Below are 22,814 nucleotides of genomic sequence, written 5' to 3' on the forward strand. Positions count from 1 at the left end.
ACCGCGCGCCCTGCCGTGTTTCCGCGGGGTCAGCGCAGCTCCGCGATGACCTTTTCGAGCACCTCCAGCTGTTCCCGCAGGCCGATCTCCAGCCCGGACGCGATGATCGCGTCGCGCTCTTCCCGGTTCCCCGCCGACACGTGGTAGGTCAGGGTGGTGCGGCCATCGGCCTCGGTGAACGTGATCGTGGTCAGCCGCGTGACGGCGTCGGCCGCTTCCGGGACCTCGGTGGTGACGATCCGTTCGCCGGGCACGATCTCGCGGTACTCGCCGTGGAAGCCGGCCTCTCCGCTCTCCGGAACGGCGATGACGTACCGCCACCGGCCACCGGCCACCGGGTCGATCTCGGCCACGGTCACGGTGCCGTAGTGACCGCACCACCAGCGCTTGACCAGTTCCGGCTCGGTCCACGCCCGGTACACCAGCTGCCGGGGAGCGTCGAACTCCCGGGTGACCAGGATCTGGTCGTCGGACGGCAATGTCACCTGTGTCGGGTCCGCGTTCGTTTCTGCCATGGGTTTTCTCCTTGTCGATGAGTTGGTCCAGTTCGGCGCCCAGCGGTTCGGACCGCTGGGCCGCCGCGCGCCGAGGCGCCCCGGATCCCGCTGGGGGTTCGCGGGGCGCGCTCGGCTTGCTTGTCTTCGACCGGTTCCGGCGCGCCGCTATCGGGCGAGCAGGCCGGTCAGTTTCTGCTGCAGCCGCGACTGGACGTCGGCGGGCTGGGTGGCGCTGCGCCAGGCGACGAACCCGTCCGGACGGACGAGGCTGGCGCCGGTGCCCTCGAGGCCGAAGGAGGTCAGCAGCTTGTTCTCCGGGTCCCGCAGTTCGGCGCCGAGACGGTAGATCCGCAGATCGACGCCGAGCTCGGTGCCGACGGCCTTGGCCGCGTCCTCCCAGCCGTCGCCGTCCGGCCCGACGAGCAGGGACCAGAACCCGGTGCAGAGATCGGTGGTGGAGAACCGCTCCCCGGCACGTTCCAGCCAGACGTGCGGGGCGCGCAGCCCGGGCTCGCCGGTGGGAACCCGGGGATCCTGCGTGAGCTTCTCCGGCGCGGGCTCTTCGGTGTGCACGGCCGGAGAGACGTAGCGGTAGCCGAAGATCATCGTGACATCGTCGATGCCCTCGTTGTCCTCGACGGTGCCGGTTCCGCGCACCTGCAGCAGGTTCACCGCGTGGTCGAGCGTGGTCCGCGCGACGGGCAGGCGTTCGAGCTCGTAGGTGTCGAGCAGCCCGGGCCCTGCCTGGCCGTTGAGGACGGCGGTGAGTTTCCAGGCGAGGTTGTGCGCGTCGGCGATGCCGGTGCTGGCACCGTAGGAACCCGACGGCGGCACCACGTGCGCGGCGTCGCCGAGGAGGAAGACCCTGCCCTCACGGAACCGGCGCGCCACCACGGCCCCGCTGCCCGCCGAGGTGTGCGCGACCTTCTCCGGCCGCCCGGGGATGGGCGGGAGCAGGGTGATCTCCACCTGCGGCTCGCCGATCGCCCGCCGGGCCAGCTCGATGCAGTGCTCCTCGGTGAAGTCCTCGGGGCTCTCCCCGATGCCGGGAGCGTAGGCGAAGCCGATCGTCCACCGGTTCTCCGCGACGGGCACCAGCGCGGTGCCTGGCGCGGGCTGGTTGAGGTAGGCCAGGATGAACCGGCGGCCCCGCATCGCCTCGGTCAGGTCCGCCTCGAAGATGATGTACGCGCCCCGCCCCGGCGGCAGGACCTGGTCGGCGTCGATGCCGAGCCTGGCGCGGATCCCCGCGCGGTGCCCGTCCGCGGCCACCAGGTACTCCGCGTCGATCCGGTACTCCGTGCCGCTGCCCAGCTCACGAGCCACCACCGAAACGCCGTCGGTGCGGGAATCGAGGGAGATCATCTCCGTGTTGAAGCGGACATCGGCGCCGGCCTCCACGGCGCGGGCGTGCAGCAGCCGCTCCATCTCGTCCTGGTCGATCGCCGCCCAGTCCGCGGGGCTGAGCCCGGGCGGGGGCCCGACGTGAGCGCCCAGGTCCATCCGGAATCGCTCGTCCCCGGCCAGGGTGTCCGCGCCGATCATCTCCGGGAAGTCCGCCAGATAGGACTTCCGGGCGAGGATGTCCTCGGTCAGGCCGTACCCGCGGTAGATCTCGCCGGTGCGCGGGTTGAACGCCCGCGCCTTGGGCATGATCGACTCGGTCGGGTGACGCTCGACCAAGATCGGCCGCATCCCTTGCCGCGCGAGGAACAACGCCGTGGACAGGCCCGTGACCCCACCCCCCACGATCAGCACGGGGGTCTTCTGGTCGTCCGTTCGAGTCATTGTGGTGCTCTGCCCTTTCCTCGCATGCCCGGAAAAACGTCGACAGGCCGGACCTCTGGCAGCGCCACGCGGCGAAGCTCCGTCGTCTTCACACGCCTGTCCCGACCCTTGGTCACCATAATCACCCATCCGAACGGCTGTGTCAACCATTTACTTGAGTAATTCACGCGGCGCTCACGCGAGGGCTCCTCGTTCCCTGCGGTCTTGGCTGTCTCGAACGCTCCGTTCGAGACGCTCATGGTCGGTAACGGAGCGTTCGCGACGTCGGGCGATGCGTCCACAAAGGACTCATATGCCGGTAAGGCCACCTTGAGGGCGTCGGACGCCTGCAAGGTGGCCTTACCGGCACCGCGGCACCCCGCGAAGGGCACCGTTCACGGGGAACCGTCACCCGCGGGCGCGCTCCGGCACCGAGCGAATCGGCAACCGCGTGACACCGCAGAGGAAGAACGCCGGAACGGGCGGGAGCGGCTCGTCCGCCACCGCCCACTCCCCCGGCAACCGGTCCAGCAGCGCGTTCACCGCGACCCCGGTGACCAGCCTGCCCAGTGGAGCGCCGAGGCAGAAGTGCACACCGTGGCCGAACCCGACGTGTGATTCCCGGCGTCCGAGGCGGAACTCGTCCGGTGCGGCGAACTGCTCCTCGTCCCGGTTCGCGGAGCCGAGGTAGGCGTAGACCCGCTCACCAGCCGGGATCGTGACACCGCTCAGCCGCACCGGCTCCTTGGTGATGCGGACCAGGATCTGCACCGGGGACAGGTAGCGGTTGACCTCGTTGACCACCGCGGGAAGCAGTGCTCGGTCGGCGCGCAGCTCGGCGAGCACCCCGGGGTGCTTCGCCAGGCAGATCACGGTGTTGCCGAGGAGGTTGGCCGTGGTCTCGTTCCCGGCGACGAGGAGCAGGTAGCAGAACGCGACCAGCTCCCGCTGGGTCAGCGCCTGACCGTCCACTTCGGCCCGGATCAGCGCGTCGATCAGCTCGTCCCCCGGCGATCGCCGCCTGCGTTCGATGGTGGCCATGACGTATTCGCGCATTTCCGCCAGCAGCCGGGCGGCTTCGGCCTCGTCCTCCCACCTGCCGCGCGACATGAAGGTTTCCGACCAGCGTTTGAAGTCGGCGTGCCGGTGCGGTTCGACACCGAGGATCCCGGCGATGACCATGATCGGCAACGGCGCGGCGAGGGTGCTGATCACGTCGAGCGCGCCGTCGCCGGCGACCCGCCGGAGCTGGGCGCCGGCGAACGTGGCGACGGTCGATTCGAGCTGGGCGATCCGGCGCGTGGTGAACGCGTGGTTGGCCAGCACCCGCAGCCGACGGTGCTCGGGCGGATCCTGCCGCATCATGGTCTCCCCCAGCATGTTGTCGCCGAAGGGAACCCGCGCGGAGAAGACCTCGTGGTCGCTGACGACGCGCCTGACGTCGGCGTAGCGGTACACATGCCAGCAGCCGTCCTCGCCACGGGTCACCGGCCGGGCACGCCGGAACTCCCGATAGTCGCGGTACCGCTCGAAAAGCGCGTCGAGACGTGACGTCGCGTCCTGCTCGCTCCGGTGCCGGTCACCCAGATCCATGACTCTCGTCCTGTTCGTCGAGCGGACAGCGGACAACGCCCACGGTCGTCCGATGGTCTCGAACCCGCCTCGACACGACCGGAAGCGACGTGGCTGCGCGCGTCGTCGAGGTCGAATCGAGCACCGCCGCCCACGATTCGGCCATCGGCGACGTGAGCTCGCCCGGGGTTTTCGGGACAGGGAGGCGTGTGTGTGCGGCATCACCGGCTGGGTGGATTTCTCCCGCGATCTGACCACTGAGCGGCCGATCGTGGCGGCCATGACCCGGACGCTCGGGAACCGCGGCCCGGACGACAGCGGTACCTGGGTCCGCGAGCACGTCGCGTTCGGGCACACCAGGACCTCGGTCATCGACCTCGCCAACGGCAACCAGCCGATGGTGGTCGAGGACGGGACCGGGGTGCTCGCCTCGATCACCTACTCCGGCGAGGTGTACAACTTCGCCCAGCTGCGCGAAGAACTCCGGCGCGCCGGGCACGCCTTCCGCACGCACAGCGACACCGAGGTGATCCTGCACGCGTATCTCGAATGGGGCGAGAACTGCGCGCGGCACTTCGTCGGCATGTTCGCGTTCGCGATCTGGGACCAGCGAAGGGAAACCCTGCTGCTCGCCCGCGATCGGATGGGCGTGAAGCCGCTGTTCTACGCCCCGGTTCCCGGCGGTGTCGTGTTCGGCTCCGAACCCAAGTCGCTGCTGGCGAACCCGCTCGTCCGCCCGGTGGTCGACCGCGATGGGCTCTGCGAGCTGCTGTCCACCGCGAAAGCGCCGGGGCGCGCGGTTTTCCGGGACATGCGGGAACTCCGCCCCGGCCACATCGCGGTGCTGGACCGCCGCGGGCTCCGGGAAAGGGCGTACTGGACGCTGCGGGCCACGCGGCACACCGACGACCTGCCGACGACGATCCAGACGGTGCGCGACATGCTGAACGACATCGTCCGCGGCGAACTCGTCTCCGACGTCCCGTTGTGCACCACGCTGTCCGGTGGCCTCGACTCGAGCACGATCACCGCGTTCGCGGCGGGCATGCTGAACGAACTGAACGGGCCGCCGCTGCGCACCGTCACCACCACCTTCGACGGCTACAGCGAGAACTTCCGGCCGGACGACACGCGCGGAGCGCCGGACGTCCCGTTCGCCGCGCAGGTGGCGCGCGCGTACGCGACCGACCACGCGGAGATCGTCCTGCGGACCGCCGACCTCGCCGACGGTGCCACCCGGGTGCGGACCGTGCGCGCACAGGACATGCCGACGCCTTACGGGGACATGGACGCCTCGCTCTACCACACCTTCCGCCAGGTGCGCCGGGATTCGACCGTCGCACTGGTCGGTGAGGGCGCGGACGAGATCTTCGGCGGCTACGTGTGGATGCATCAGCCGGAATTCGTGGAAAGCGGAACATTTCCTTGGGTCGCCAGGGAAGTCCTGCACGACGGCTCCCGGACGGCGGGGCTGGGGCGCGACCTGTTCGACCGCGGCATCCTGGAAAACATCGACATGACCGGCCACTACGCCGAAATCCACGAGGAGGCGCGCGCGCTGGCTCCGCACCAGGAAGGCGAGGACGCCAGGGAGTACCTGATGCGCGACGTGTGCTTCCAGCACATGACCTACTGGCTGCCCATGCTCCTGGACCGGAACGACCGGCTCGGCATGGCGTCGGGCCTGGAGGTCCGTGTCCCGTTCTGCGACCACCGCCTGGTGGAGTACCTGTACAACGTGCCGTGGTCGATGAAGTCGTTCGACGGCAGGGAAAAGAGCATCCTCCGGTCCGCGGTGGCCGACCGGCTCCCGCGGGACGTGTTGTGGCGGCCCAAGAGCCCGTGGCCGGTGACGCAGGACCCGACGTACACCCGCGCGTTGCAGAGCGCGCTGTCCGGGCTGCTGGCCGACGCCGATTCCCCGGTACTGAAGCTCATCGACGCCGACAGTGCCCGGAACGCGGCGGGCGACACCTCGGCGGAGGCGTCCAGCTGGCACAGCCGGATGAACATCGAACTGGTGCTGCAGCTCGATCTCTGGCTGCGTGACTACGAGGTCGAACTCGTCCTCTGAGGACGGTCCGATGGTTCAAGCCCGCGCGATCCCGCGCGGGCTTGAACCATTTTCCCCAAGACCAACCGCTTCGTCGCCGGACGACCCCTTACGCCCGCAGCAACGACGTGTCGTGCGTACCGGCCCGGAAGTCGGGATCGGACAACAGGTCCATGAGCAGCTTCCGGTTCGTCCGGACACCCGGCCCGGCGATCCGCAGCTCCTCCAGCGCGCGGCCCATCCTGGCGAGTGCCGCGGCCCGGTCGGGCGCCCACACGATCACCTTGGCCAGCAACGAATCGTAGTACGGCGAGATCCGCCAGCCGGGATGGGCGTGCGTGTCCACGCGGACGAACGGGCCACCCGGCGCGACGAACTCGGTGAGCTCACCGGGACACGGCCGGAAGTCGTGGTCCGGGTCCTCCGCGTTGATCCGGCATTCCACGGCCACCCCCTTCGGGCGCACGCTGTCCTGGCTCACCGTGAGCGGCAGCCCGGCCGCCACCCGCAGCTGTTCGGCGACGAGGTCGATGCCCGTCACCGCCTCGGTCACCGGGTGCTCCACCTGGATCCGGCAGTTCACCTCGATGAACGCGGCCTCGTCCCCGTTCACCAGGAACTCGAAGGTGCCCGCGCCGGTGTAGCCGACCGCGGCCGCCGCCTGGACCGTGGCGTCGAGCAGCCAGGCACGCAGCGCGGGGGGCAGCCCCGGAGCGGGCGACTCCTCCACCAGTTTCTGGTGCCGCCGCTGGACGGAACAGTCCCGCTCGCCGAGGTGCACGACGTTGCCGTGCTCGTCGGCGAGCACCTGCACCTCGACATGCCGGGCGGACTCCCAGAACCGTTCCAGGTACACCCGGTCGTCGCCGAACGCCGAACGCGCGGTCGCCCGTGTGGTGCGGAAGACCGGCAGCAGGTCCTCCCAGCGCCGCACCACCGCCATTCCCTTGCCACCGCCGCCCATCGCGGCCTTGACGATCACCGGCAGGCCGATCCGTTTCGCGGTCGCCTGTACCTCGGCCGCCGTGCTCACCGCCCGCTCCGAGCCGGGGACCACCGGCAGGCCCGCCCGGCGCATGATCTCGCGGGCGCCGACCTTGTCGCCGAGCCGGGCCAGCACCTCGGGCCGGGGGCCGATGAAGACGAGTCCATTCTGGACACAGATCTCGGCGAAATCCGGGTCCTCGGAGAGAAACCCGTACCCGGGATGCACCGCCTGCGCCCCGGTGCGCAGCGCCGCCTCGATGATCGCCGGCGGGTAGAGGTAGCTCGACTTGGCCGGGCCGGGGCCGATCCGCACGGCCTCGTCGGCGGCCCGCACCGCCGCGGAGTCCTCATCCGCGGTCGAGTACACCGCCACCGTGCGGATGCCCAGTTCCCGGCAGGTCCGGATGATCCGGAGGGCGATCTCGCCGCGGTTGGCCACGAGCACCTTGCCGAACACGGCGTTCATCCTTCCGCCAGGGGCGTCAGCAGGATCAGCGGCTGGCCGTACTCCACCGGCTCGTTGTCAGCCGCCACCACGCGGGCCACCCGGCCCGGCGTCGCCGCCACGACCGGGTTCATCAGCTTCATCGCCTCCACGATGCCCACCTGCTGCCCCGCCGCCACCTCGGCGCCGACGGCCACGAACGGCTCGGCGCCGGGTTCCGGGGCGTGGTAGAACGTGCCCACCAGCGGCGCCGTGACGGCCACCAGGCCCTCGTCCGGTTCCGGCTCGGCGGGGGCGGGCGCCACGGGCACGACACCGTCCACAGTGGACACCGGCCATTCCACCTCGATACTCGCCGGGCCATAGGCGACGCGGGCCCGTGCCGGCGGGCGCGAGGCTGCGCGCAGCGTGTCGGCGAGACTGCGGTTCAGCACCTCCATCGTGTGCCGCACCGCCACCGCGCCCGGATCGTCGTCGTCCGCGGTGCTTTCCCGTGCCTCGTTCACTGAGCCTCCATCCGGCCGTTCGTACTGACGTCCACCGTCCCGAACCGGCGGAACCTGGCGCGGCGGGCGGCCACCAGCTCGGCGCCGGGCCTGCCGCGCAGCTCCCGCACCGCGCACACCAGTGCGTCCCGCACGCGGGCACCGGCGCCGGGCGGATCGCGGTGCGCGCCGCCGGGTGGCTCCGGGATCACCCCGTCGACGAGCCCGGCGGACAGCAGCGACCGCGCGTCGATCCGCAACGCCGTCGCCGCTGTCGTCGCCGCCTCGGGATCGCGCCACAGGATCGCGGCGCAGCCCTCCGGGCTGATCACCGAGTACGTCGCGTTTTCGCACAGCAGTACCCGGTCGGCCATCCCCAGCGCGAGCGCCCCGCCACTGCCGCCCTCGCCGATGATCACGGTGACCACGGGAACCGGCAGGCCACTGGCCACCCGCAGGCACTCGGCGATCGCGCCGGCCTGGCCGTTCCGCTCGGCTTCCACGCCGGGATGCGCGCCGGGGGTGTCGACCAGCGAGACCACCGGGATCCCCAGTTTGGCGGCCATGCGCATCAGCCGGGCCGCCTTCCGGTACCCCGCCGGGGACGGCATGCCGAACTCGGTGCGCACCAGTTCCTCGGTGGTGTGGCCTTTCTGGTGCCCGATCAGCATCATCGGCAGACCGTCCACAGTGGCCACACCGCCGACGATGGCCGGGCAGTCGGCCCGCATCCGATCGCCGCGCAACGGGACGAACCCGTCGAACCAGTTCGTGACGATGTCCATCGTGGTCGGCCGGTCCCGGTGCCGGGCCAGCCGGAGCACCTGGCTCACCGGTCGCCGGTCCAGCTCGGCCGGGTCGCGGAGCACGGGGTCGGTCACCCCGGCGCCCCAGCCGTCGCCCGGCGAGTGCGTCACCGCCAGCAGCTGGGCCAGCGTTCCCGGCAGCGCGGCCCTGCCGCAGACGTCGTCGACGAGTCCGTGCCGCAGCAGGAACTCCGCCGACTGGAACCCGTCCGGCAGACGCTGCCGCAGGGTCTGTTCGATCACGCGGGGACCGGCGAAACCCATTCGCGCCCCTGGTTCGGCGATGATCACGTCGGACAGGGTGGCGAACGACGCCGCCACCCCGCCGAACGTCGGATCCGTGACCAGCGTGACGGTCAGCAGCCCGGCTTCGTCCAGCGCGGCCATCGCCGCGGCGGTCTTGGCCATCTGCATCAGGGACAGCACACCCTCCTGCATCCGCGCCCCGCCGGACGCGGTGACCAGGAGCAACGGGAGCCGGTGCGCCAGCGCGGTTTCCGCCGCCGTCGTGATCGCCGCGCCCGCGGCGGCGCCGAGGCTGCCGCCCAGGAACCGGAAGTCCATCACGGCGACCACCACGTCCCTGCCGTGTACCGCGCCCCTGCCCACCACCACCGCGTCGGGCAGTCCGGTCGCCCGGCCGGCTTCCGCCAGCCGCTCCGCGTACGGCACCAGATCGGCGAACGCGAGCGGGTCGGTCACCGCCGGTTCCGGCTCGACGAGTTTCCCGGAACCGGGGTCCAGCAGCAGTTCGAGCCGCTCGAGCGCCGTCAGCCGGAAGTGCCGGCCGCACTCGTAGCACACCTTGCCGAGCCGCTCGAACCGCTTGCGGTACAACACGATCCGGCAGCCGTCGCAGATCAGCCAGTTCCGCTCCCCGGTCCGGTCAGTCGCGCGGCCGTTCGACGTCGGCGTCATTCCGGTCGCTCCCCTCCTTGGGACTCTTCGGATAGGTCGGGATCGGCCAGGTCATCGGCCCGCCGCCGACGTGCTGGCCGAAACCGAGCCCCGTCGCCGCCAGGACATCGCGGACCCACCGCAGTCCCGTGCGCAGCCGCTCGCCGCGGGCGTTCCCGCCCGCCCGCTCCGCCGGGGTCTCGTCGCTCATCGGGGCACCTGGTAGGACGCGAGCACCTGGTAGACCCCGAAGGGCCTGCCGCTTTCCACATCGCGGTACGGGCGCAGCGGGGCGGTCTGGTCCCGGTGCGCCTCGCCCCGCTCCCACTCCTGGAACGCGGCGAAATCGCGCCACGAGCTGACCACCACGAACTCGCCGGTGTCGGTGACCGACCGGAGCAGCTCGTTCCCGGTGAGGCCGGGCACCCCGGCCAGGCGCGCGCTCGCGGCGTGGTAAGCGCTTTCGATTCCCTCGGCGTCCTCGGCCCGGTGATACAGCAGCACCCGTACTTCCTCGCTCACCGGCGCTTCTCCCATTCCTCGTGCGTGGCACCGGTGGTCTCGGCGGTCAGATGCGCGACGATCCGCATCGTCGTCATCGAGCCGCCGGACCGGTAGGGGTGCAGCTTCTGCCGATGGGTCAGATGCCGCTCGCTGGTCTCGAACTCGCGGAACCGCGGCTCGTCCACCCAGTCGCTGACGATGTAGTAGACGCCTTCCTCCGCGCTATGGGCCAGCCACTGGCCGCGGTTCGCCGGATGCGTGGTGACCGCGTCGCCGATCTCCGACCACACCCGCTCGAACTCCGCCTCCACGCCGGGCTTGATCTCCATGCGCAGCATCACCCGGAACGTCGCATCCGACATCAGGAGATCCCCCCGTCCACCGGGATGACGCCGCCGGTGACGTACCGGGAGTGCTCGCTGGCCAGCCACAGCACGGCGCCGGACACCTCGTCCGGCGTCCCGAACCGGCCCAGCGCGATCTTGCTGTTGTACTGCTCCAGCATCGTCGCCCGCCGCTCCTCGGGCATCGCGTCCAGCGCCTCGGTGTGGATCATGCCCAGCGACAGCACGTTGAACCGGATGCCCTTGCGGCCGTACTCCCTGGCCAGCGACCGGGTCAGCCCGTGCAGCGCCGACTTCGTCGCGGTGTAGTGGGCGCGCAGCGGAATGCCCACCTCGACCGACTTCGAGCTGATGCTGACCACCGAACCGCCCTCGCCGAGCAGCGGCAGCGCGTGCTGGATGACCAGGTGGACCGCGGTGAGGTTGGTGGCCAGCACCCGCTGCCACTCCTCCAGCGACAGTTCGCCGTAGGGGACGTGGCTGATCACCGCGGCGTTGTTGACCACGAGGTCCAGCCCGCCGAACCGGGACTCGCATTCGGCGAGCAGCGTCCGGATCTGGTCCGGCTCGGCCAGATCCGCGCGCAGCACGTGATGCCGTCCGCCGGTCTCCTTCAGCGCGCGCTCCAGGGACTGGACCGCCTCGCCGTCCTGCCGGTAGCAGGTGAGCACGTCGGCGCCGCTGCGCGCCAGCGCCAGCGCGATGCCGCGCCCGACACCGCGGGTGCCGCCGGTCACCAGCGCCTTCTTTCCGGTCAGGTCGATTGCCATGTGATCCTCCGTGTTCTCCGGCTTCCGGACGCGGTCACCGCGCCAGTACGAGCGGCAGCGCGGCGCAGTTGAGCAGAAAGGCCGATGTGGACAGTGCGGTGCGGACCCGGTTCCACGCCCCCCAGCGCGGGCGCGGGTCCAGTTCGGCGAAGTTCGCGGGCAGCCGGTCCGGGTCCAGCGAGCGGACCCACTTGTTCACCGGCACGTTCTTCGCCAGGGAAATCGCGATGGTGACCGCGCACAGCGCCGCCGCACCGAGGTAGGCCAGGCGAGCGGCCGCGGTGCCGGTGAGCACGCCGAGCACCACGTCGCCCGCGGTCGCGACGAGCAGGCACCCTGGCATGAACGGGTCGTAGCGGGTGGCGAAGAACGCGTGCGCGTGCACGTAGCGGTCCGGCGGCAGGTCCGCCAGCAGCGGCCAGCCACCGAGCCAGGTACCCACCAGCACGCCGGCCGCCAGCCCGTTGGCGAGCAGCACGAGGGGGACGACGATCGTGAACACGGCACACCTCCCGTCACCGGCGGTACTCAGGCGCGACCGCGGGCCGCGGCCTCCACCTTGGCTTTGATCAGGCGCATCTGGACCGGGGTGTTGCGGTCGAGCCGCTCCTGCATCGCCGCGTCGCCGACCGGTGCTTCCGGCTTCATCTCGAAGTCCTGCACCCAGCGCATCCGCACGCCCTCGTCGGTCTGCAGGTACTCCCAGAAGATCCACATGTACTTGAACGGGCCGGTTTCCACCCGCTGCGAACGAACGGTGTGGGTGGCCTGGTCCGGGGTCCGCGCCGAAACCCAGCTCCACACCTTGCCGTTCTCGTCGGGGTGCAGCGCGAGCCGGAAGCGGATCGTCCCGTCCTTTTCGGACAGTACGGTCGCCTCGGAGTACTCGCTGAACAGCCGGGGCCACGACGGGATGTCGTTGGTCATGTCCCACACCAGCCGCATCGGCGCGTCGATCACGATCTCGTTGTCGGTGTGCCCCGCCATGTCAGATCCTCGCCTTCGCCAGAACGTCGTTGATGTACTCGACGGCCTCGGCAGGCGTCGGCATCTCGGCCACGGCGTCGCCCGACAGCTCGACGCCGTAGCGGGTCTCCACCTGCCGGCACACCTCCAGCAGTGCCAGCGAGTCGTACCCCAGCTCGTCGAACGACACCCCGCCGATGTCGCCGTCCAGATCCGCTTCCTCGGTGTCCCCCGCGCTGCTGCGCAGGATCTCCTTCAGATCGTCCACAGTGAACTGATTCATCACAGGTTCCCTTCGCCGGTCGTCGTGGTCGGGTCGGCCGGCTCAAGCCGGCTCGGGGCGGGCGAGAACGAGCGCACCGCAGAAACCGCCGTAGCCGCGGGCGAGCACCAGCGCGTGCCGCACCCGTGCCTCCCTCGGTTCCTGGAGCACCAGGTCGATCTCGTAGTCCGCGCGCGGGCGCGTGGTCCCCGCCGTGTGCGGGATGACGCCGTCGCGAATGGCCAGCAACGCGGTCGCCACGTCCAGCGCCGCGCCACCGCCGTAGAGCCGTCCGGTGAGCGCTTTCGGCGCGGTGACCGGAACCGCCCGTGGGCCGAAGACCTCGGCGATCGCCCGCGCCTCGGCCAGGTCGTCCTCCGGAACCCCTGCCGCGTCGGCGAACACGACGTCCACATCGGACGGCAGGATCCCGGCGTCGGCCAGTGCGCGCTCGATGGTGGCGCGCAACGCCGGTGGCCGCGCCGAACCCGGCGGTGGGTCGAACCCGGCGGCGTGGCCCGCGATCGTCCCGTAGCCCGGCCCGGCACCCCGGTCGGCCGCCCCTGCGGCGCTCTCCACGATCAGGATCGCGCCGCCCTCGCCCGGCAGGTAACCGGACGCGTCGGCGTCGAACGGGAGATAGGCGCGGTGCGGATTGGCCACTGTGGACAGTCTGCCGTTGGCCATCTGCGCGACGAGACCGTACGGGCACAGCGACCCGTCGGTACCGCCGCTGACCACCAGCCGCGAGCCGGAGCGCAGCAGCCTGCGGGCCTGGCCGAGCGCTTCCAGCCCGCCCGCCTGCTCGGCGCACACCACCCCGCACGATCCGCGCATCCCGTGCCGGATGGAGATCTGCCCGGTGCTGGCGGCGTAGAACCACGCGATCGACTGGTAGGCACCGACCCAGGCGGGTCCCTTCAGGTACAGCCGTTCCATCTCGTGCTGGCCGAACTCGGTGCCCCCGGAGGAACTCGCGGTGACCACGGCCATCTCGTACTCGTCGAGTTCGCCGGTGCGTACCCCGGCGTCCTCCAGTGCCGCGCCGGTCGCGGCCAGGCCGAGATGGGTCCAGTGGTCGGTCTGTTTCTGCAGTCGCTCCGGCAGGTGGTCACCCGCGGAGAAGCCCGGAACCTGGCCGGCCAGCCGCACCGGGTAGGACGCGGGATCGAACCGCGTGATCGTGCCGATACCGGATTTCCCGTCCAGCACGGCCTGCCAGTGCGCCTCCAAGCCGATTCCGGTGGGCGCCAGCACCCCCATCCCGGTCACCACCGGGCGGGAACTCGTATCGGACCGGCCCATCGCCGCACCTTCCCCAGCTATCGTTCGGACTTTCCCGGGACACGCTTCAATCCTGTCCCTGCTCACTGGAACACTTCTGAACGCGCGCTTGATCGCTCAGCCGGACACCACCGCGATGGCGTTCACGACGGCGGCGAGCAAAGCCAGCACGGTGCGCAGGAAATGCCATCGGCGCCACAACGGCCGCGGATCCCACCAGTCGTCCGGAATGTGTTCCGGGTCAAGGGATTTCACCACCCGGTTGATCGGCACATTGCAGAAATGCGAAACGACGGAAACGGCGAGCAGCAACGCCGCGGCCACCGCGAACAGCGCCGCCGCGCCGGAATCCGCGAGCACGGCCAGCGCGATGTCGACGGCGGTCGAGCACAGCACGATGACCGGCATCGCCGGATCCCAGCGCTTGCCGAGCAATTGGTGCGCGTAGACGTACCGCTCCACCGGCATGGCGAACAGCGCGGGCAGCACGCTGAGCGCCACCGCGAACAGCACCCCGGCCACCACGCCACTGCCCACCAGCGCCAGCACGGCCAGCACGTCCCTGGTCATCGGCGCGTGTCTCCCAGTTCGACCACCGCCGCGGCGTCCTCGTCGCCCAGTCCCGCGGCCAGCATCTCCGCGTACCGTTCGGCGGCACAGTGGACAACGGGCAGTTCGACGCCGTGCCCGGCCGACTCGCGGCGCGCCAGCCCGAGGTCCTTGTGCATCAACGCCGCCCGGAACGCGGCGGGCCGGTACTCCTTCCGCCGCATGAACTCGCCACGGAAGGAGAGCACCGCCGAGCGCCAGCCGCTGCCCTCGAACGCGTCCAGCAGCAGGCCGCGGTCGATGCCCATCGCCTCGGCGAACACGACCGCCTCGGCCAGTCCGAGCGTCTGCACCCCCAGCATCAGGTTGAACGCCAGTTTCAGCACGCTCGCGCTGCCGGCGGGCCCGAGGTAGCGGACCTCCTGGCCGAGGGCGTCGAGCACCCACCGCACAGCGTCCACATCGGACTCTTCACCGGCGGCGAACACGCGCAACCGACCCGCGGCGGCCATCTGCGGATTACCGAGCACGCAGGCCTCGACCCGCCGGATCCCGGCACCGGCCAGCCGTTCCGCCGCTTCCTTGGCGAAGCTGGGGGTGACCGTCGAGGTGTCGACGACGGTCGTGCCTTTACGCAGCCTGCCGTCCAGCTCGCCGAACAGCAGCTCGGTCACGGCGGCCTCGTCGGCGAGGCTGAGCACGACCACGTCCGCGCCGTCCACCGCTTCGGCCGCCGAGCCCGCGATCGTCGCGCCCGCGGCCGCCACCGGCGCGGCCTTGTCCGCGCTGCGGTTGAAGGCGGTGATCCGCGTACCGGCCGCGAGCAGGGCGCGAGCCATGCCCGAGCCCATCTGTCCCAGCCCCAGCACCGCGATACGTCCGTCCATTTCGGACTCATCCCTTCGCTTCGTGGGTCTCGACGGACAGCTGGGAAATGCAGCGCATGGTGGCGTCCCGGAAGTACCGGCCGAACCCCGCCGCGTCGGCCGTGTCACGCTTGTCCCGCAGGTAAGGGGCGAGCTGGTCCTCGATCAGGTGGACGCCGCGCTGGGCTGCCATGTGCCGGGCGATGGCGGCGAACTCGCCTTCGTAGTGGATGACCCGGACCATGACGTCGTCCTTGATGAACACCGCGGTGCCCAGCAGCCGTCCGGCGGGTGCACCGTCCTCGCCCCGGAACTCCGGGGTGTCCACCCGCTGGAACCCGGCGAAGATCTCGGCTATCTCGTCCTCGTGTCCCGGCTCGACCCGGTAGGTGATTGCGGCATAAGGCATTTTCGGCTCCCTTTTCGTTGCTCGACGAACACGGATCACGACGGCCGGGTGACGCTGTCCGCCGGGGCGTCCGGCGTCAGCGCGCGGCTCAGCGCCCGGCGCCGCACCGCGAACACCACCCCGGCGACGGCGGCGGCACCGCCGAGCAGGAGGTAGTAGACGGGCTCCGGCACGACCGCGGTGAGCCGCACCAGCCCGCTGCCCACCCCGCCGCCGAGCGCGGCGAACAGCCACAGCAGACCCAGCACCCGGCCCATGAACGGCCGCGGCAGCACGTCGGCCGCTGTCGAAACGGTGACCGCGACGACCACGAGTTCGCCCGCGGCGTGCATCAGGTACACCAGTGCCAGCCACAACGGCGAGATCTTCCCGCCGTGCTCGGTCAGCAACGCGGCCACCGCCATCACCAGGAAGCCGCCGCCGACCAGCGACAGGCCGATGGCGAGTTTCACCGCCACCGGGTACCGATGGCCGAAGCCGGGCAGCACCGTGCCCACGATCGGCGCCAGTACCAGCAGGAAGACCGGCGTGGCCCCCTGCAGCCAGCTGGCGGGCATGACGAAGCCGAACACGCGGAGATCGACGTGGTCGCGGGCGAACAGGTTCAGCAGCGAGGCCGCGTGCGCGATGATCATCCAGAACAGCGCGGAACCGAGGCACACCGCGACGAAGCCGAGCAGGCGCCGTCGGTCACCCGGCCCCAGGCCCCGGTCACGGTGCAGCAGGACGACCGCCAGCACCGGCACGCCCAGCGCCAGCACGTTGGTCAGCACGATTCCGGCCATCGGCCGCAGCAGCCCGGTCGACCACAGCACCAGCAGCACCACGCCCAGCGCGGCCACGACCGACCCGGTGACGGTCAGCGCGGACCGGCGCTCGGCGGCCACCAGCGGCCGTCCCGGCCGGGCACCCACGCCGCCGAACTGCCGCGTGGCCACGGCCAGCAGCAGCGCCGTGGCCAGTACCGCGACCGAGGCGACCGAGAACCCGAGGTGCCAGCTCACCCGCTCGCCGAGATACCCGGTGACCAGCGGTGCGAGCAACGCGGACCCCTGAACTCCCAGGTACATCAGGGAAATCCCGGACTCGCGGCCACGGGGACCGCCGAACATCATGTTGATCATCGCCTGGTGGTTGGGCTTGAACAGGCCGCCACCGAGGGCCAGCAGGACCAGCCCGATCGCGGTCGCCCAGCCGGACGGCAGCGCCAGGCACAGGTACCCGGCCCCGGCGATCAGGCCGCCGGCGATGAGGGCCGGGCGCTGGCCGAGCACCCGGTCGCCGACCCAGCCACCGGGCAGGGACAGCAGGAACATCGTGCTGATCCACGCGCCGAACAACGCGGCCGCGTCCCCGGTCGCCAGCCCGAGCCCGCCGCGGGCCGCCGGCGCGGCGGCATACAGCACCAGGATCGCCTGCATGCCGTAGTAGCCGAAGCGTTCCAGCAGGTCGGTCAGGAACAGCGTGGTGTACCAGGCCGGCATCCGGCGCAGCGACACCCTGGTGTCGGCGGGTGCCGTCACGACCGCACGCCCCCGCCGGCCGGCACGCAGATCCGCGACAGCACGTCGGTGAGCACGGCGTCCTGGTCGGTCACCTTGCCGGCGGCGCGCCAGGCCACGAACGCGTCGGGCCGCACCAGCACCGCGCCCTGCTCACTCACGCCGTACGCCTGTGCCCAGTCACCGTCGACGGGCACGAGGTCGCCGCCGGTACCGACGGAATAGGCGCGCAGCGGTACCGAGAGCTGTTTGGCCACCCGCTCGGCGGCCTCGCGCCAACCGCTGTCCCGCGATCCGGTCAGCAGGACGAACTCGTCCCAGAACAGGTCTATTGTGGACACTCGGGTGCCGTCCCGGTCCAGCCAGAGATGCGGGGCACGGGTACCCGGGTCGCCGGATAGGTCCAGTTCCGGGGCGAGTACGGGGGCCGCCGAGCGCCCGCCCACGATCGCGCCGGACGCGTACCGGTACCCGAGTGTGACGATGATGTCGTCCACCATGGACGCCTTGGTCTCCTCGTCGGCGAACCCGTGCCGGATCCGGTTGCGCACCATGGCCTGCTTGGCCATGGCGGAGCCGACCGCGCGGCGCTCGGCGTCGTAGGTGTCCAGCAGCGCGTCGCCCGCCCAGCCGCGCAGGACGGCGGCGAGCTTCCAGGACAGGTTGTGCGCGTCATGGATCCCGGTGTTCGCCCCGAATCCGCCGGCGGGCGGGTGCACGTGCGCGGCGTCGCCCGCCAGGAAGACCCGGCCACTGCGGAAGGTGTCGGCCACCAGCTGCGCGCCCTGCCACGGCACCTTCGCGACGATCTCCACGTCCAGGTCGGGCTTGCCCGCCGCGGTGCGCACGATGTCGACGCACCGCTCGTCCGGGTAGTCCGCCGTGGTCTCGCCCCGCTCCGGGTAGTACAACGGGGACGCCTGCCACGGATCGACGCCGTGCAGCCGGGACAGTCCCATCAGGGTGCCGGGTGCCGCCGTCGCGTAGCAGAGGATGAACTTGCGGTCCTTGATCAGATCCCGCAGCTGCGGTGCCCGGAAGTAGACGCTCAGCGCGTTGAAGACGGTGCCGAGCCCGGTGCGCCGCACGCCCAGCGCGCGCCGCGTCGTGCTGCCCGCGCCGTCCGCGCCGACCAGATAAGCCGCCCGCACCACGGTTTCCTCGCCGGTGGCGGTGTCTCGCAGCGTCGCGGTGACCCCCTCGCCGTCCTGGTCGAGGGCGAGCAGCTCGACCCCGAACTTCACCTCGCTCCCGGCTTCGGTGACCAGGTCCGCCAGCACCCGTTCGTACCGGTCCTGGCCGCAGCCCATCACCCGTTCCGGGCTGATGGTGGGACCGTCCAGCGACGGGGCCTCCAGCACCACCGCGTCGTCGATCTCCGCGAACGTCCGGACCTGGATGATCCCGCCCTCGAAGTAGGCGTGCGAGTCACCGACCTCCAGTGCCCGGATCCGCTGGTTCACCCCCGCCGCGCGGAACAACTCCATGGTGCGTGCCTGCAGTCCCGGCGCCCTCGGCAACGTCGAGGTCCCGTCCCGCTTCTCCACCACGAGCGACCGCACGCCATGGCGGCCGAGGAACAGCGCGGTGGACAGGCCGACCGGCCCCGCGCCGACGATCAGCACGGGCACTTCTGTTCGAGTCATACCGCTTCCCTTGCCCTTTCGTGCTTCCGGCCCCTGGCTTTCACTGCACGGCACCCGGGTCAGCCGAGCGCCACTTCGGCGATCTCGTCGAGCTGACCGGTGTCGGAACCACAGGGCATCAGGACCAGCTCGTCACACCCGGCCTCGGCGAAGGTGGCGATCACCTCGCGCAGCCGGGTTTCGTCGGCGATGACACCGTCGGCCAGGAACTGCGCCCGCTCGCCCATGTAGGAGTAGTAGTCGAGCAGGTAGCGCCCGGCGGCCTGCTTGCGCTCGGCACCGAGCGCGACGTAGGTGAGCGCGCCGAGCTTCGGGGTGCCGGTGCGCCCCTCGGCCCGCCAGGCTTCCCGCACCGCGTCGGCGTGCTGCCGGAAACGCTGGACGGGCCCGCCACCGGAGATCCAGCCGATGCCGTGCTTGGCCGTCCGCGTCACCGAAGCGGCCGAATTTCCCCCGATCCACAAGGGAATCTCGGTTTCGGTCGGCCGGGGGCCGATACCGGGCACCGCGCCCTCCCCCGCCCACACCTGCTTCATTTCCACCAGCAACTCGTCCAGCAGCCGGCCACGACGGTGGAACGGCACGCCGGTCGCGGTGAAGTCGTCCGCCCGGCCACCCGCGGCGACGCCCACCACCAGCCGTCCGCCGGACAGCCGATCGACACTGGCCAGTTGCTTGGCCAGCAGTGCCGCGCTCGGCCAGTACGGCGCGAGCAGGATGGTGGGGGCCAACGTGATCCGCTCGGTCACCGCGGCCGCGGCGGCCAGCGAAACGATCGCGTCGTAGCTGTCGTAGACCAGCCGGTCGAGTACCGCGAGCGTGCTGAAGCCGAGCTCGTCGGCGCGTCGCGCGAAACTGATCAGCTCGCGGCCACCGGTGCCGGGCACGGTGGTCGCCAAACCGACTCCAATGTCCATTGTGGACCCTCCTGTGGGACAGCCGTCACCGCGCCGGGGACAGCACCGACTCGTCGAAATCGATCGTTTTCAGCGACCACTTCGCCACTCGCAGCGACAAGGCGGCCGCTTCGGTGGCGTAGGTGACCATTTCCTCCTGGTAGCGCGCGGCGGCCTCGCCGAGCGAACGTTCGCCGCGGTCGACGGCCACCAGCGCCCTGGCCAGCGCACTCGCGTCACGCACCGCGGTGTTCGCGCCGACCCCGCCCGAGGGCGGCATGGCGTGCACCGCGTCCCCGAGCGGGATGACCTGGCCGGACGGCCACGGCCGCACCGGGACCGCCACCCGCACCACCACCGGGAAGGACTCCGGGACGTCGGCGTGCCGCAGGATCTCGCGCAGCGCGGGATGCCAGTCCGCGGTGCGCTGCCGCACCAGCTCCCACAGCCGCGCACCGTCCAGCGAAAGGAACTCCTCGTCCGGCATGCCGAGCACCGTGCGGTGCATGGAGAAGACCGACATGAAGTAGTCACCGGGGGACTCGGCCCGCCAGCCGGGCCAGAACCGGGCAGCCGCCTCGCCTGGTTCGGTGCGGAACACCATGGGCATCAGGCCCAGCTTGTGCCCGTCCGAGCCGATCACCCAGGTGAAACGGTCCTGCAGTACCTCCGGGATCCCCTCGCGCAGCGCCGCCGCCATCGGGATCCGCCCGAAGATCGTGCGTACTCCGAGATCCCTTGGCGTGTCGGTGATCCCGCATTGGCGGCGTACCGGGGAGTTCGCGCCGTCGGCGGCGATGAGCACATCGCCAGACGCCGTGCCGCCATCGGCGAAGTGCGCCTCGATGCCCTGGCCCGGCCGCTGGGTGAAGTGCGTGAACCGCTTGCCGAACCGGACAACGTCGTCGAGCCCGGCGAGCAGGACGTGCCGCAGCGTCACCCGGTCCACGGCGTCCACTTTGTCCGGTGAACCGGCCCTCGGGTCGTCGACCTCCGGTGACCATTGTGGACTCAGCCGCTCGTCGTAGCAGGCCATCCCGTAGCCGTATCGGCTGTTCGCGGTGGCCACGAGAAGATCCTGGGCGCGAGCGGGCAGGCAGTCGCGCAGGGCGCGCTCGCCCTCGGGGCTGATGTGCAGCCGGTATCCCTGGTTCCGACCGCGCACCGAGGTGTCGCGCTCGTACACCTCGACGTGCACCCCGGCCTTGCGCAGCCCCTGGGCCAGGCACAGCCCGCCCACGCCGCCGCCGATCACCACGACCCGCAGCCCCCGCCTCCGCTCGCCTGGCATGTCAGACCCCGCCGTCGACGTTCAGCGTCGCGCCGCTGATGTAGCGCGAGGTGTCCCCTGCCAGGAACAGCACGGCACCGGCCACGTCCTCGGGCTGGCAGATCCGGCCCAGCGCGGTCATTCCCACGATGCGCGTCACCGCCTGCGGTGGCAGGCCTGCCCCCGGCTCGGTCTCGGTGAGCCCCGGCGCGACCGTGTTGACCCGGATACCGCGTGGCCCCAGTTCCTTGCACAGCCCTCGGGTGAAGCCGATCAGTGCCGCCTTCGACGCCGTGTAGTGCACCCCGTTCACGCGTCCGCGCAGTGCCACCGACGAACCGACGTTGACCACCGAAGCGCCGTCCGCCAGCACGCCCAGCATCGCCTGGGTCACCAGGTAGGCCGCGGTGACGTTGTGGTCCAGCAGCCGGTGCCATTCCGGCTCGGTGATGTCGCCGAACGCGACCCCGCCGTCCACACCGACGTTGTTGACCAGGACGTCGAGCCCGCCCAGCTCGTCGCCGACGAGGCCGGCCAGCCGCCGGGTGTCCGCGCCATCGGTCACGTCCGCCCGCAGCACGCGGTTGCGATCGCCGCACTCCTTCAGTTCGCGGGCAACGCTTTCCACGTGCGGGCCGTCGGTGTGGTGACACGTGACGACGTGGGCACCCGCCCTGGCGAAGGCGAGCGCGGTGGCGCGGCCGATCCCCCGGGTGCCCCCGGTCACCAGTACGCGTTTGCCTCGTAGCCCAAGATCCACCGGATCGCCCCTTTCACAGCAGCGGTCAGCCTGTGCCGCACCAACGGGATCCGATGGTGGCCCGTCCGGCTGGTCCGGCACTCGAACCACAGTGATGGCCACTGTCCTTTGCGGACGGACGCCGGGACTGCGGGCGGCTTTGAGCACCGCTCCACCCGCCGGTGCCAGCATCGAGTCCGACCAAGCACGGCCGCCACGATGTGCGCTGCCGGGAAAGGGAGTCTCGAATGACCACGACCGCTGGCGACACGGCCACCCCGGCCGGGCTCATCCGGCTCTGCAACGCCTTCTGCGACGCCAAGGCGTTGCTCACCGCTGTGGAGTTCGACCTGTTCACCGCGTTGCACGAGAATCCGGAAACCGAGGAGCAGATCCGGCTGCGGCTGGGGCTGCACGGTCGCGGGCTGCGGGACTTCCTGCACCTGCTGGTCGCGCTCGGCCTGCTGGAGAAGGAGGGCGACCGCTACCGCAACGCCCCCGGCGCCGACCGGTACCTCGTCACCGGCCAGCCGACCTACATCGGCGGCTTCATGCGGCGGGCCAACAACAACCTCTATCCGGCCTGGGGCAAGCTGTCCCAGGCGCTGCGGGACGGGAAACTGCAGGGCAACAGCGACTTCGAGCAGGTCGTGCGGAACCCGGCCGTGCTCGGCCAGTTCGTGCGCATGATGGACGCGCTGACCCAGGTGCTCGGGCCCCAGCTGATCGACGCGTTCGACTTCTCGGGCCACGCGACGGTGCTCGACGTCGGCGGGTGCCGGGGCAACATCGCGGCCCAGATCGTCAAGGCCCATCCCGGGATGACCGGCCACGTGATCGACCTGCCGCAGATGGAGCCGTTCTTCACCGAGCACATCGAAGGCTTCGGCCTCACCGGCTCGGTGCGTTTCCACGGCGGCGACTTCTTCACCGACCCGCTGCCGAAGGCGGACGTGGTGGTCATCGGCCACGTACTGCACGACTTCGACGTCGAGCGCCGCCGCTTCCTGGTGCGCAAGGCGAGCGAGGCGGTCAAGCCCGGCGGTGCGCTGCTGGTCTACGACCGGATGCTCGACGAGGATCCGGCCCACGTGGAGAACCTGGTGATCAGCCTGGACATGCTGCTGGTGACCGAGGGCGGCTCGGAGTACCCGGCGAGCGAAATCCGGGACCACGTCAAGGATGCCGGGTTCGCCTCGGTGGAGGAGAAGCAGCTCGGCGACTTCGACACCCTGGTGATCTGCCGCCGGGCGTGACCTCGGAACCGGAACGCGCCGGGCGGGTGTTCACGAGTGAAC

At 70.9% G+C, this 22,814-nt stretch carries 24 protein-coding genes; 2 read left to right on the forward strand and 22 right to left on the reverse strand.

Annotated elements, in window-relative coordinates; all coding sequences use genetic code 11:
• Positions 1 to 29: 29 nt before the first annotated feature.
• The 3 genes from ACFWY9_RS31430 to ACFWY9_RS31440 all read right to left on the reverse strand — a co-directional run bounded on the left by ACFWY9_RS31430 (position 30) and on the right by ACFWY9_RS31440 (position 3,857).
• A complete protein-coding gene (locus ACFWY9_RS31430; protein WP_378329184.1) occupies positions 30 to 515 on the reverse strand; it encodes an SRPBCC family protein in 486 nt (161 codons plus the stop codon).
• A gap of 147 nt (positions 516 to 662) precedes the next feature.
• A complete protein-coding gene (locus tag ACFWY9_RS31435) occupies positions 663 to 2,285 on the reverse strand; it encodes an FAD-dependent oxidoreductase (protein WP_378329185.1) in 1,623 nt (540 codons plus the stop codon).
• 387 nt (positions 2,286 to 2,672) lie between these two features.
• Positions 2,673 to 3,857, reverse strand: a complete 1,185-nt coding sequence (locus tag ACFWY9_RS31440; RefSeq protein ID WP_378340579.1) for a cytochrome P450 — start codon at positions 3,855 to 3,857, stop codon at positions 2,673 to 2,675.
• 190 nt (positions 3,858 to 4,047) lie between these two features.
• On the opposite strand from ACFWY9_RS31440, the gene asnB reads away from it, so the two are divergent.
• Positions 4,048 to 5,910 carry an asparagine synthase (glutamine-hydrolyzing) gene (asnB, locus tag ACFWY9_RS31445; RefSeq protein WP_378340580.1) on the forward strand — a complete coding sequence of 621 codons (1,863 nt, stop codon included), beginning with the start codon at positions 4,048 to 4,050 and terminating at the stop codon, positions 5,908 to 5,910.
• A gap of 88 nt (positions 5,911 to 5,998) precedes the next feature.
• Here the strand turns inward: asnB and ACFWY9_RS31450 are convergent, their stop codons facing one another.
• The 19 genes from ACFWY9_RS31450 to ACFWY9_RS31540 all read right to left on the reverse strand — a co-directional run bounded on the left by ACFWY9_RS31450 (position 5,999) and on the right by ACFWY9_RS31540 (position 21,537).
• On the reverse strand, positions 5,999 to 7,333 hold the full coding sequence (locus tag ACFWY9_RS31450) for an acetyl/propionyl/methylcrotonyl-CoA carboxylase subunit alpha (RefSeq protein ID WP_378329225.1): 1,335 nt from the start codon (positions 7,331 to 7,333) through the stop codon (positions 5,999 to 6,001).
• A 5-nt stretch (positions 7,334 to 7,338) separates the two neighbouring features.
• The gene (locus tag ACFWY9_RS31455) at positions 7,339 to 7,827 is read right to left on the reverse strand and encodes an acetyl-CoA carboxylase biotin carboxyl carrier protein (RefSeq protein WP_378340581.1); all 489 of its coding nucleotides are present in this window, start codon (positions 7,825 to 7,827) and stop codon (positions 7,339 to 7,341) included.
• Complete coding sequence (gene accA, locus ACFWY9_RS31460) at positions 7,824 to 9,530, reverse strand: carboxyltransferase subunit alpha (protein ID WP_378329189.1); 1,707 nt, start codon at positions 9,528 to 9,530, stop codon at positions 7,824 to 7,826. Before accA ends, ACFWY9_RS31455 begins: the two co-directional genes overlap by 4 nt.
• Positions 9,499 to 9,720 carry a hypothetical protein gene (locus ACFWY9_RS31465; RefSeq protein ID WP_378340582.1) on the reverse strand — a complete coding sequence of 74 codons (222 nt, stop codon included), beginning with the start codon at positions 9,718 to 9,720 and terminating at the stop codon, positions 9,499 to 9,501. The genes accA and ACFWY9_RS31465 overlap by 32 nt, the downstream gene beginning before the upstream one ends.
• Positions 9,717 to 10,031, reverse strand: coding sequence for an antibiotic biosynthesis monooxygenase family protein (locus tag ACFWY9_RS31470; RefSeq protein WP_378329191.1), 315 nt, complete (start codon positions 10,029 to 10,031; stop codon positions 9,717 to 9,719). The genes ACFWY9_RS31465 and ACFWY9_RS31470 overlap by 4 nt, the downstream gene beginning before the upstream one ends.
• Positions 10,028 to 10,375 carry an antibiotic biosynthesis monooxygenase family protein gene (locus tag ACFWY9_RS31475; protein WP_378340583.1) on the reverse strand — a complete coding sequence of 116 codons (348 nt, stop codon included), beginning with the start codon at positions 10,373 to 10,375 and terminating at the stop codon, positions 10,028 to 10,030. Before ACFWY9_RS31475 ends, ACFWY9_RS31470 begins: the two co-directional genes overlap by 4 nt.
• Positions 10,375 to 11,127, reverse strand: coding sequence for an SDR family NAD(P)-dependent oxidoreductase (locus ACFWY9_RS31480; RefSeq protein ID WP_378329193.1), 753 nt, complete (start codon positions 11,125 to 11,127; stop codon positions 10,375 to 10,377). Before ACFWY9_RS31480 ends, ACFWY9_RS31475 begins: the two co-directional genes overlap by 1 nt.
• 34 nt (positions 11,128 to 11,161) lie before the next feature.
• On the reverse strand, positions 11,162 to 11,629 hold the full coding sequence (locus tag ACFWY9_RS31485) for an anthrone oxygenase family protein (RefSeq protein WP_378329194.1): 468 nt from the start codon (positions 11,627 to 11,629) through the stop codon (positions 11,162 to 11,164).
• 26 nt (positions 11,630 to 11,655) lie between these two features.
• The gene (locus ACFWY9_RS31490) at positions 11,656 to 12,114 is read right to left on the reverse strand and encodes an SRPBCC family protein (RefSeq protein ID WP_378340584.1); all 459 of its coding nucleotides are present in this window, start codon (positions 12,112 to 12,114) and stop codon (positions 11,656 to 11,658) included.
• 1 nt (position 12,115) lies between these two features.
• Complete coding sequence (locus ACFWY9_RS31495; protein ID WP_378329196.1) at positions 12,116 to 12,376, reverse strand: acyl carrier protein; 261 nt, start codon at positions 12,374 to 12,376, stop codon at positions 12,116 to 12,118.
• Positions 12,377 to 12,418: 42 nt separating this feature from the next.
• Complete coding sequence (locus ACFWY9_RS31500; protein ID WP_378329197.1) at positions 12,419 to 13,660, reverse strand: ketosynthase chain-length factor; 1,242 nt, start codon at positions 13,658 to 13,660, stop codon at positions 12,419 to 12,421.
• Positions 13,661 to 13,756: 96 nt separating this feature from the next.
• On the reverse strand, positions 13,757 to 14,209 hold the full coding sequence (locus ACFWY9_RS31505) for an anthrone oxygenase family protein (protein ID WP_378340585.1): 453 nt from the start codon (positions 14,207 to 14,209) through the stop codon (positions 13,757 to 13,759).
• Complete coding sequence (locus ACFWY9_RS31510) at positions 14,206 to 15,075, reverse strand: NAD(P)-dependent oxidoreductase (RefSeq protein ID WP_378340586.1); 870 nt, start codon at positions 15,073 to 15,075, stop codon at positions 14,206 to 14,208. The genes ACFWY9_RS31505 and ACFWY9_RS31510 overlap by 4 nt, the downstream gene beginning before the upstream one ends.
• A gap of 7 nt (positions 15,076 to 15,082) precedes the next feature.
• Positions 15,083 to 15,463, reverse strand: a complete 381-nt coding sequence (locus ACFWY9_RS31515; RefSeq protein ID WP_378329200.1) for a SchA/CurD-like domain-containing protein — start codon at positions 15,461 to 15,463, stop codon at positions 15,083 to 15,085.
• Between the two features lie 35 nt (positions 15,464 to 15,498).
• On the reverse strand, positions 15,499 to 16,986 hold the full coding sequence (locus tag ACFWY9_RS31520; RefSeq protein WP_378329201.1) for a peptide MFS transporter: 1,488 nt from the start codon (positions 16,984 to 16,986) through the stop codon (positions 15,499 to 15,501).
• A complete protein-coding gene (locus tag ACFWY9_RS31525) occupies positions 16,983 to 18,611 on the reverse strand; it encodes an FAD-dependent monooxygenase (RefSeq protein ID WP_378340587.1) in 1,629 nt (542 codons plus the stop codon). Before ACFWY9_RS31525 ends, ACFWY9_RS31520 begins: the two co-directional genes overlap by 4 nt.
• A 59-nt stretch (positions 18,612 to 18,670) precedes the next feature.
• Complete coding sequence (locus ACFWY9_RS31530) at positions 18,671 to 19,528, reverse strand: LLM class flavin-dependent oxidoreductase (protein ID WP_378340588.1); 858 nt, start codon at positions 19,526 to 19,528, stop codon at positions 18,671 to 18,673.
• A gap of 25 nt (positions 19,529 to 19,553) precedes the next feature.
• A complete protein-coding gene (locus ACFWY9_RS31535) occupies positions 19,554 to 20,798 on the reverse strand; it encodes an FAD-dependent oxidoreductase (RefSeq protein WP_378329204.1) in 1,245 nt (414 codons plus the stop codon).
• Position 20,799: 1 nt separating this feature from the next.
• Positions 20,800 to 21,537, reverse strand: coding sequence for an SDR family NAD(P)-dependent oxidoreductase (locus ACFWY9_RS31540; RefSeq protein ID WP_378329205.1), 738 nt, complete (start codon positions 21,535 to 21,537; stop codon positions 20,800 to 20,802).
• Between the two features lie 227 nt (positions 21,538 to 21,764).
• Between ACFWY9_RS31540 and ACFWY9_RS31545 the strand changes: the two genes are divergently transcribed.
• Positions 21,765 to 22,772 carry a methyltransferase gene (locus ACFWY9_RS31545; protein WP_378329206.1) on the forward strand — a complete coding sequence of 336 codons (1,008 nt, stop codon included), beginning with the start codon at positions 21,765 to 21,767 and terminating at the stop codon, positions 22,770 to 22,772.
• Positions 22,773 to 22,814: the final 42 nt, after the last annotated feature.

The organism is Amycolatopsis sp. NPDC059027, assembly GCF_042739735.1.
In the GTDB taxonomy this organism is placed as follows: Bacteria; Actinomycetota; Actinomycetes; order Mycobacteriales; family Pseudonocardiaceae; genus Amycolatopsis.